8 protein-coding genes are annotated in these 8,605 nt (G+C 56.9%); 1 reads left to right on the top strand and 7 read right to left on the bottom strand.

Annotated features, from left to right (window positions below; genetic code table 11):
- Positions 1-170 (bottom strand): transposase (locus ACR0KN_RS13600; RefSeq protein ID WP_480654230.1); only part of this gene is annotated, 170 nt, incomplete at its 3' end.
- 21 nt (positions 171-191) lie between these two features.
- Here ACR0KN_RS13600 and ACR0KN_RS13595 point away from each other — a divergent pair.
- Positions 192-575: a HupE/UreJ family protein gene (locus ACR0KN_RS13595; RefSeq protein ID WP_480654223.1), complete on the top strand. Its 384-nt coding sequence runs from the start codon at positions 192-194 to the stop codon at positions 573-575.
- Positions 576-944: 369 nt separating this feature from the next.
- On the opposite strand, the gene ACR0KN_RS13590 is transcribed toward ACR0KN_RS13595, so the two are convergent.
- The 6 genes from ACR0KN_RS13590 to ACR0KN_RS13565 all read right to left on the bottom strand — a co-directional run bounded on the left by ACR0KN_RS13590 (position 945) and on the right by ACR0KN_RS13565 (position 8,587).
- Positions 945-2,759, bottom strand: a complete 1,815-nt coding sequence (locus ACR0KN_RS13590) for a BCCT family transporter (RefSeq protein ID WP_480654221.1) — start codon at positions 2,757-2,759, stop codon at positions 945-947.
- Between the two features lie 77 nt (positions 2,760-2,836).
- Positions 2,837-3,847, bottom strand: a complete 1,011-nt coding sequence (locus tag ACR0KN_RS13585) for an Ldh family oxidoreductase (protein WP_480654219.1) — start codon at positions 3,845-3,847, stop codon at positions 2,837-2,839.
- A 12-nt stretch (positions 3,848-3,859) separates the two neighbouring features.
- Positions 3,860-4,489 carry a DUF3726 domain-containing protein gene (locus tag ACR0KN_RS13580; protein ID WP_480654217.1) on the bottom strand — a complete coding sequence of 210 codons (630 nt, stop codon included), beginning with the start codon at positions 4,487-4,489 and terminating at the stop codon, positions 3,860-3,862.
- A complete protein-coding gene (locus ACR0KN_RS13575; protein WP_480654215.1) occupies positions 4,486-6,171 on the bottom strand; it encodes a hypothetical protein in 1,686 nt (561 codons plus the stop codon). Before ACR0KN_RS13575 ends, ACR0KN_RS13580 begins: the two co-directional genes overlap by 4 nt.
- Entirely contained in the window at positions 6,168-7,145 is a 978-nt protein-coding gene (locus ACR0KN_RS13570) for a membrane dipeptidase (RefSeq protein ID WP_480654214.1), read from the bottom strand. Before ACR0KN_RS13570 ends, ACR0KN_RS13575 begins: the two co-directional genes overlap by 4 nt.
- Positions 7,145-8,587: an aldehyde dehydrogenase family protein gene (locus tag ACR0KN_RS13565; RefSeq protein WP_480654212.1), complete on the bottom strand. Its 1,443-nt coding sequence runs from the start codon at positions 8,585-8,587 to the stop codon at positions 7,145-7,147. Before ACR0KN_RS13565 ends, ACR0KN_RS13570 begins: the two co-directional genes overlap by 1 nt.
- Positions 8,588-8,605: the final 18 nt, after the last annotated feature.

Below are 8,605 nucleotides of genomic sequence, written 5' to 3'. Positions count from 1 at the left end.
GTGGCAATCCCCTCGCGACGGCAGAGCGCGGCGATGCTCTCCTCGCCACGCAAACCCTCCAGCACAATGCGGATCTTCTCCTCCGCAGAATGGTGCTTGCGCGTCTTGCGGCGAATGTCCTTGACGACCCGTTCAGCCGTCGGTTTGTCGGTTCCAGCTTTCCGTCTCATCTTCACTCCTTAACGGTTCAGATGAGCCAGAAACCTTCCGCTATGCAAATCCTTCAATCAGGCCCACAGGTGCTGATGTCAGACATGGAGAACATCTTGCGTACCACACCCTCCACCGGTCGCCTTTTTGTCGTTTTCCTCTTTGGTCTGCTCCATGGCCTCGGATTTGCGTCAGTATTGGGTGAACTGAGCCCCGGCGGGGGCCAGTGGTTGGTTCGCTTGATAGGCTTCAATGTCGGCGTTGAAATCGGTCAGTTGGTAGTCGTAGCAGCGGCGTTTCTGACCGTTGGCCTTTGGCGTAATGAAGACTGGTACAAACCCCGCATCGTGGTGCCGCTGAGCGTAGTTATCGCTTTGGTAGGCGTCTTCTGGACGGCGGAACGCGTTCTAGCTGCGCTACCATAAGATTCGGTATCAAGTGTATGATTTTAAATGTCTCCTTTGGGAATAAAAATACGATTTTGCTTCGATTTTTCAATTTGCTGGCATGGCTTCATCGACCTTGGCATGCAATTTAACCTTGCCGCGAAAAAGGTTGAGTGTCTGCCGACAGTTAATTTGCCTTAAACGTGATACCGAGTTGTGCCTTTGGCCCGTTCAATCCAGCGGGTCAAAGAAGATATCGAAAATGGTGCACGCGCAGCAATAAATATCAGTCAGCTTATCTATGCCCTAGCAAGGTGCGGTATCCGATCGATCACCTAATTAAATCAGCTTCGGATCTGCCCCAAAAAACACCGGGTGGTTGCCTAACAACCACCCGGGCCCATGATGTTATTCAGCCGGTGCAGCGTGCTTTTGCCGCAAACCGTCGCGATACAGCGCCTTGGCAAGCGCCACGCACATCAGCCCCATGACCATTGTAAATGGCAATGCGCCGATGATCATTGCATTTCGCAACGCATCCATCGGATTGTTCTCACCCGCAGCAAGTATAAGCGCGCCGATCACAGCGGTCAGGATGAGACCCCAGATGATCTTGTGCTTGTTGCCGATATTCTGATCGCCACCCGACATGATGGTGTTCATCACCAGAATGCCCGAGTCTGCCGATGTGACCAGGAACGTCATGATCAGTACAACGCACATCACTGTGATACCGGACAGCAACCCACCCGAGATCATCTCTTGCAGGGTCACGAACAGCTTGGCGGTGTTCGAGGCACCGATGATTGCACCTTCGGCGGTTCCGTTCAGTTCCAGATCAATCGCAGTACCACCCAGAATGGTCATCCATGCAAAGCAGACCAGCGCTGGTGCGAATACACAGCCAACGATGAACTCACGAACCGAACGCCCTTTGGAGATGCGCGCTAGGAACAGGCCCACGAAGGGCGAGAACGCGATCCACCAGGCCCAGTAGAACGTGGTCCAACCTGCCTGCCAACCAAACTGGCGACCCGGATCACCTGCGGCGTATACCGAAGCTAGAACGGATTCAGGCAGTGCTGCGGCGTCGCCTTCAAGTCCTGATTTGAACCCGTCAAACGAACCCCAGGGGTTGGTTGCACCGCTGTATAGGGCATCGGCAAATGGTGCAGCTTCGCTTGGCAACGCTGCATCAAATGCTGCCGCTGACTGCGGGTTGAACGCGCCAAAGCTGAGCGAGATGAAATGCAGGATGTAGTCGATGAATGCTGTTGCATAGGTGGTCATCGCAAACAGGAACGACCCGAATACGACGAAGACCAGCAGCAGGATCAGAGACAACACCAGATTTAGGTTAGACAGATACTTAACACCACGACCAACTCCCGATACAGCCGATATGATCGACAGGCCCATGATGACGATCAGACCCGCCAACAGACCTACTGTACTTGGCGTCGGTACTTCTCCGTTCAGATCCATGATCCATCCCATACCGGTGATGGCATAAAGACCGTCGATAAACTGTGAAACGCCAAAACCGATCGTTACCGAGACACCCAGGATTGTTGCAACAACACCCAGAACGTCCACGACGTGGCCAAGAAAACCGTTCATCAGCTTGCCGAACAAAGGTGTCAGCGCAGTGCGGATCGTTAGCGGCATGTTGCGCGTGTAGGCATAGTAGGCCAGCGACAAGCCCGTCACGACATAGATCGCCCAGGCATGAAACCCGTAGTGCAGGAAGGTATAACGATACCCCGACTGCAGTGCCTCTTCGGTATTACCAACTACCTGTTCGGCGATCACAACCGGATTTGACCCCCAAAGGCCCAGAGGCTCGGCGGTGGCAAATACCATCAGACCGACGCCCAGACCGGCGCCGAACATCATAGAAAACCACGAGAAATCCGAAAATTCCGGTTTTTCACCTTCCGGCCCCATGAGTCGTTTACCAGTTTGCGGCAGCGCAGCCACAACAAACAGGAAAAAGGCAAAGAAGCCGACGATGATGATATAGAAGGCGTTAAAGTCTTCCAGCAGGCGAGAGTTCAGGCTGCCAAGAACACCGTTTGCATTAGCGGGCCAGACCAATGCCCAGATCACCAGCGCGACCATGATTGACTTGCTGAGCAAGGCAATTTCGACGCTGTGGCCTTCGTAAAACCCACCTGAAGATCGCTTGATCTCCAGATCGGTAAAAGGTTCCTTCATAGACATGTGATTCCTCCCTGTTCGCACGTGTCCCGATTTCCAGGTCATTCTCGTCTGGCACCCCGGATTTGCGCCACAAAGCCCTAAGTCAGCAGGGCCTCAATTTTGCTAAGTGTCGCTACGTTCACCGCAACGCCATCAGATTTTGCTGCCAATCGCTTTTCACGGCGGCCATCTCCGGGCAAATGTGCGCCCTCTTGCGACCGGATCGCTTCGACAAGATCGACAATTCCTGTTGAAAATGCGCCATTCGCCGTCGCATTTGCGTCAATCGCAATAAAGAACTGCCCCGTCTTCGGCGGACCACCGGCCGTGCCAGAAAACGGAGAGGCGTGGATTCCCAAAGTCGCGCCGGTCAGAGCAGCAGCCAGAACTTCGGTCAGCAGCGCGATGCCAACACCTTTATAACCACCCGACGGCGCCATCGAACCCTTGAGGCCCACATTCGGATCAGTGGTTGGATTTCCTTCATCGTCCAGTGCCCAACCAACAGGGATCGGCCTGCCTTCACGCGCGTGTTTCATGACTTCGCTTTTGGCGATGGTGCTGGCGCTCTGGTCAATCAATAGGGCGGGCTGGCCGTCCGTGCCCGGAGCGGCGATTGAAAACGGATTGGTGCCGACCACCGGCTTGGCCCCGCCGGAGGGCGCAATTGAGGCCGGAGCGTTGGTGAAACCCAGACCAACCAGGCCGGCCTGCGCCAGACGATAAGTGTGATATCCAAGAACGCCGCAGTTATAGCTGTTTCTGATCGCCAGCGCCGCAATCCCCTGCGCGCGGGCAGCGGGGATCAAGGCGTCGAACCCGGCTTCAATGGCGGAATGCGCAAATCCGGTGGCAGCATCGACTGTAACGACGCCAGGGCGTGGCTGCGCCTGAACGGGCTGTGCCAGCCCATCAACCTTGCCGCATTGAACATGCTCACAGTAGATCGGGATATAGGCCAGACCATGGCTGGCAACCCCGTCAGCCTCGGTTGCCGCGGTCGCAACCGCTAAAGGACGCGCGTTTTCTTCGCTCGTCCCCGCAGCCACCAGCGCGCGAAAGGACAGGTCTTCAATTTCAGCAAGTGAAAGGGTGCGGGTTTCAATCATGTCTGTCTCTTTTCAGTCATTGTCAGAAAGCCCGGCCCCTGCGCCGAGCAAACGGGATTCTTCAGTCGCAGGAGCATAGGTAAGATGGGCAAAACGGTTGAGTATCGTCCATGCCGCCGGATCAGGCGTTGCACGCGTCTGTCGTGAACACGGCTCGATCAGTAGGTCGCTAAATGCAACCTCGACATGATCCGCGCGAATCGGGCATTCGTTTCTCGGCATCAAACTCGCACCATCCGTCAAAGCCTTGAAATCGCCCGCCGTGATTGAAAACACCGTGTTGTGTATGCGCGCAGCATAGGCCGCAAATGGCAGTAGCATCATTGGCGAAGCAACCTGTCTGATCCGGATCGGGCCTGCCAACAGCATGTGCGCACAGTCAGAAAGCAGAGCACCGACCATCAGTGGGCATAGGTCTTTGCGACCAACCCAGTCTCCGTCCAGCCCTGCGGGAACATGATCTTCCAGTGACCCGGCAAACTCGCCTGCCAGCACGCGCGACAATTCGACCGTTCCGTCCAGCCCCTGCGCACAGAGCCATCGCGTCGCTTTTGCGGCCTCTTCAGAGATGCCCCAGGCATAGCCCGCACCCCGCGTTGCACGCTTGGCCGTGGCTTCGATTTCATTAAGGGAAAAACTCATTGGGTGCGCTCCGGATAAACCCACAAATCCGCGTTTTCCGGACTCAGTTCCTCGGGGTAAGGTGCCCCCGAATACATGCAAATACGCACCCAACGATCCGAGCGCGGGTCGAAATGCGTGGCACCAAAGAACGACAATTTGGCGCGCAACATGTCTATCGGCAGGACCTCCGCACTGATCGTATTGTCGCTGATTTCGCCATATGGTGCCAGACGGCTCATCTGCGCACGACGTACGGTGTGGCGGTGTTCAGGGTGGCGCAGCAGGAATTCGGCGATCGGACTTTCGCCCGACCAGTCCGCCAAAGCCTTATCGGCAAGCGCGGAATCACGTGCCGGAGCAAGCGGTTGCTCATATTCCTCTATCGGTTCTTCAAACCGTTCCCCCAAACGAGGCTCAAGCTTTTCTTCCGACACATACCAGGCGCGCGCGCAGTTTTCAGGCGCCGACCAGTCAAGATCGAGTGCCCAGCCAAAACTGGAGCGGATCAGGTTGCGCACCTGTGCGACTGGCATCGCGCCGTCAATTGTAAAGGCCGCGCTATTGCCATCCGCCATGCAGCAGGCCAGCCCGTCCACCAACTCGCCATACGGTTCAAGGATCAAAGAAGCCAGCAACTCTTGCCCTTCTTCGCTAAGCGCGGTCCGGGACCACAGGATCAGGCGATCCCAGGGCTGATTTTCCGTCAGATCGGTCTGATCGAGATGCGCGGCTATCGCACCCAGATCGGCATTCAGTGCGAAGAGTTTTTCAATCTGGATCGGGTGCTCGGACCGCCACCACGAGATCGACAATTTACTGCGCTCGAAAATCTCGCGGAACAAGGCAACTTCGGCGTCTGTGGCGGCATCAAGGGACCGAACGCGTGCGATGGCCTCTTCACGGACCATGATCCAGTTGTTGAACAGGATCGGGTGATTGACGATGAAAGGCGCCATGCCCAATCCCGTCGAGTTGCCGATCCCCAGCCAGCGGGCGATATCGGGGTCAAGCTGCGCGGTCTGCGTACCACCCTTGGCATTTGCCATATGCTGCACCAGATCACGGACGAATATTCGCGTCAGATATACCGACAGCATCTCGGCCTGAAACGGGCCGCTGACCTCGGGGCGATCAGCGATCTTTTCCCGATCCGCCGCGCCGAACTTGCCCGATCCGTAAACCGCAGTTGTGCGCATCAGATAGCCAACCTTGTAGATCTGCGCGAGATCCGGTTGCTGGCCCGCAGCCAACTGGTCGACCACATGAGCCCACAACCGAACAGAACGGTTGGCACGCGACAGCGACAACTCGTTTTCACTGACACGCCCGGCCTCTTGCAGTGGTACGTTCCGAGACAAACGTTGGATATCGTCCTTGGTGGGAACACCATCAAACAAGGTGAAGGTCGCATCCCAGGCCTCGGCGATCACACGGTCCGAGCGTTGCTCGGGCGGCAGGTCATGGGCGAATGCGACCAGTGAATAGGTGCGATCGGGTCCTTGTGCGGAATAGACCGCGTGGCCAACCCCGTTGTCATCGATATCGAACACGGGGCGGTTAAAAACCCACTGCTCGGCCGCCATGCGACGGGTGAGCTGGCGCATAAAACTGAGCCGACATTGATGAAGCGAGCCCAGACGCGAAAGGCGCATCACCGTAGCGGGATCGCGGCGTTCGATATTTGGGTTCACGGTATTCATGGTTTATAAGGTCCAAAGTTCTCTGCAAAGAACCGATACCAGTTGCCGCCCATGATTCCGGCGACTTCCTCGGCATTCATGCCAACGGCACGCAATCCAGATTCGATATTGCCAAAATCCCGATTGTCGCGGAACCAGTTTGGCATCGGCGGGAAACCGGCGTTAGAAGCCGAGCCTTCGCCATAGTCGATCTCTTTTGTCCAGCGCCCAACCCGCATCCATTCGACCACGCTATCGGGTTGGTCCTGACACAGGTCGGTACCAATCCCCAGATGCTGAGCCCCGTACTTGTCAGCGGTGCGGGCGATCATCTCGCAAAAGCTTTCCAATGTGCAGTCGGACTTGTCTCTCAGGTGATGAGGATAGACCGAAAAGCCCAGCATCCCACCTTTTTCTGTCACTGCCCGGATCACGTCATCCCGCTTGTTGCGAAGCGCTGGAGACCATTCATGGGGGTTTGCGTGGGTGATCGCGATGGGGCGTTCGGACAGTTCTGCCGCTTCGATGGTCGAACGGTCCGCCGAATGGCTCATATCAACCACCAACCCCACACGGTTCATCTCTTTGATCACCTGCTTGCCCATGCGGGTGATGCCGGTGTCTTCGGCCTCATAACACCCAGTCGCCAGAAGGGACTGATTGTTGTAGGTCAATTGCATGAACCGCGCGCCCAGATCGTGCAGGATTTCGACCAGCCCGATATCGTCTTCGATGGGGCTGGGGTTCTGGAAACCGAAGAACACTGCCGTCCGCCCGGATTCGCGGGCTGTGTCGATATCGCTGGCCCAGCGGCCTTTCATGATCAGATCCGGGTATTGTTCGAACCAACGATTCCACTTTTCAAAGTTAAGAACGGTTTCGCGGAAATTCTCATGGTAGGCGATGGTGACGTGGATCGCGTCCACGCCTCCTTCACGCAGTTGCCGGAAGATCTTCTCCGACCAGTTTGCATATTGCAGGCCATCGATCAGCATCAGACAGGGCCTGCGCTGATATAGGCGGTTTTGACGGTGGTATAGAACTCCGCCGCTGCCTTGCCCTGTTCACGCGGACCGTAAGAACTGTCACCCCGCCCACCGAAAGGCACATGGTAATCGGTGCCTGCGGTGGGCAGGTTGACAGTAACAACACCCGTGCGGGCATTGCGGCGGAAGTGAGTGGCACGTGCCAGAGATTTAGTAACGATGCCCGAAGTCAGACCGAAATTGGTGTCATTGACCACGCTCAGCGCCTCGTCATAGCTGCTGACCTTGATGACGCTGGTCAAAGGCGCGAACATTTCCTCGCGGTTGATACGCATGTCATTATTGGTGTTCAGGAAAACGCCTGGCGACATGTAGAAGCCATCGTGCGGCATCTCAAGGCGCTGACCACCGCAGGCCAGTTCCGCGCCTTCGGATTTGCCCAGATCAACATAAGCGAGGTTCTCGCCTAGTTGTTGTTGGCTGACGACGGGGCCCATCTGAACGCCCTCTTCCAGTGCATGGCCGACCTTCATCGCCTGCGCACCTGCAACCAATTTCTCGACAAATGCATCGTGAATGCCTGCATGAACCACCAGCCGCGACGAGGCGGTGCATTTCTGACCGGTGCCACCGAACGCGCCGCCCAAGGCCAGCGAGACCGCCAGATCCAGATCGGCATCGTCCATGACCGCCAGAGCGTTCTTGGACCCCATTTCCATCTGAACCTTCGTCAGATTCTGTATGGCCGCTGCGGCGATGCCCTTGCCCACCGGGACCGATCCGGTGAACGAGATTGCATTGACCTTGGGGCTTTCAACAAGACGCTGCCCGATTGAGCGGCCAGACCCCATAACGAGGCTGAACAATCCTTTGGGAACATCCTGACGCTCGATGATCTCGGTCAAGGCCACTGCCGAGGCCGGGGTGATGTTGGCAGGCTTCCAGACGACAGCGTTGCCATAGCACAGCGCCGGGGCGATCTTCCACGAGGCCGTCGCGGTGGGGAAGTTCCACGGGCTGATGATCGCAACAACGCCAACGGCTTCGCGACGCACATCCACTTCGATATCCGGGCGCACAGAATCTGCGTTCTCACCGATCTGACGCAGGCATTCTGCAGCGTAGTAGGTGAAGAACTGACCGGCGCGATAAACTTCGCCCTTGCCTTCGGCCAGTGGTTTGCCCTCTTCCCGGCTGAGCAGCGTGCCCAGTTCCTCGGCGCGCGCCATCAATTCATTGCCGATTGCGTTAAGAACTGCTTGCTTGCGCTCCAGCCCGTAGGCGGCCCATTCTGCCTGTGCCACGCGTGCCTTATCCAGTGTCGCCTCAAGCTGGTCGCCGCTGGCCTGCGCGAACATGCCAACCAGATCGGTCAGGTCAGAAGGATTGCGGTTTTCGATTTCGCTTTCGCCTGCCAGCCATTCGCCGGCGATTAGGTTCAGTTTGGTCACAATGCGCCCCAGAGTCAG

This window comes from Ruegeria sp. AP7 (assembly GCF_056539905.1).
The sequence above is the reverse complement of the archived record's forward strand: the minus strand, read 5'-3'. Positions and strand labels throughout refer to the sequence as shown.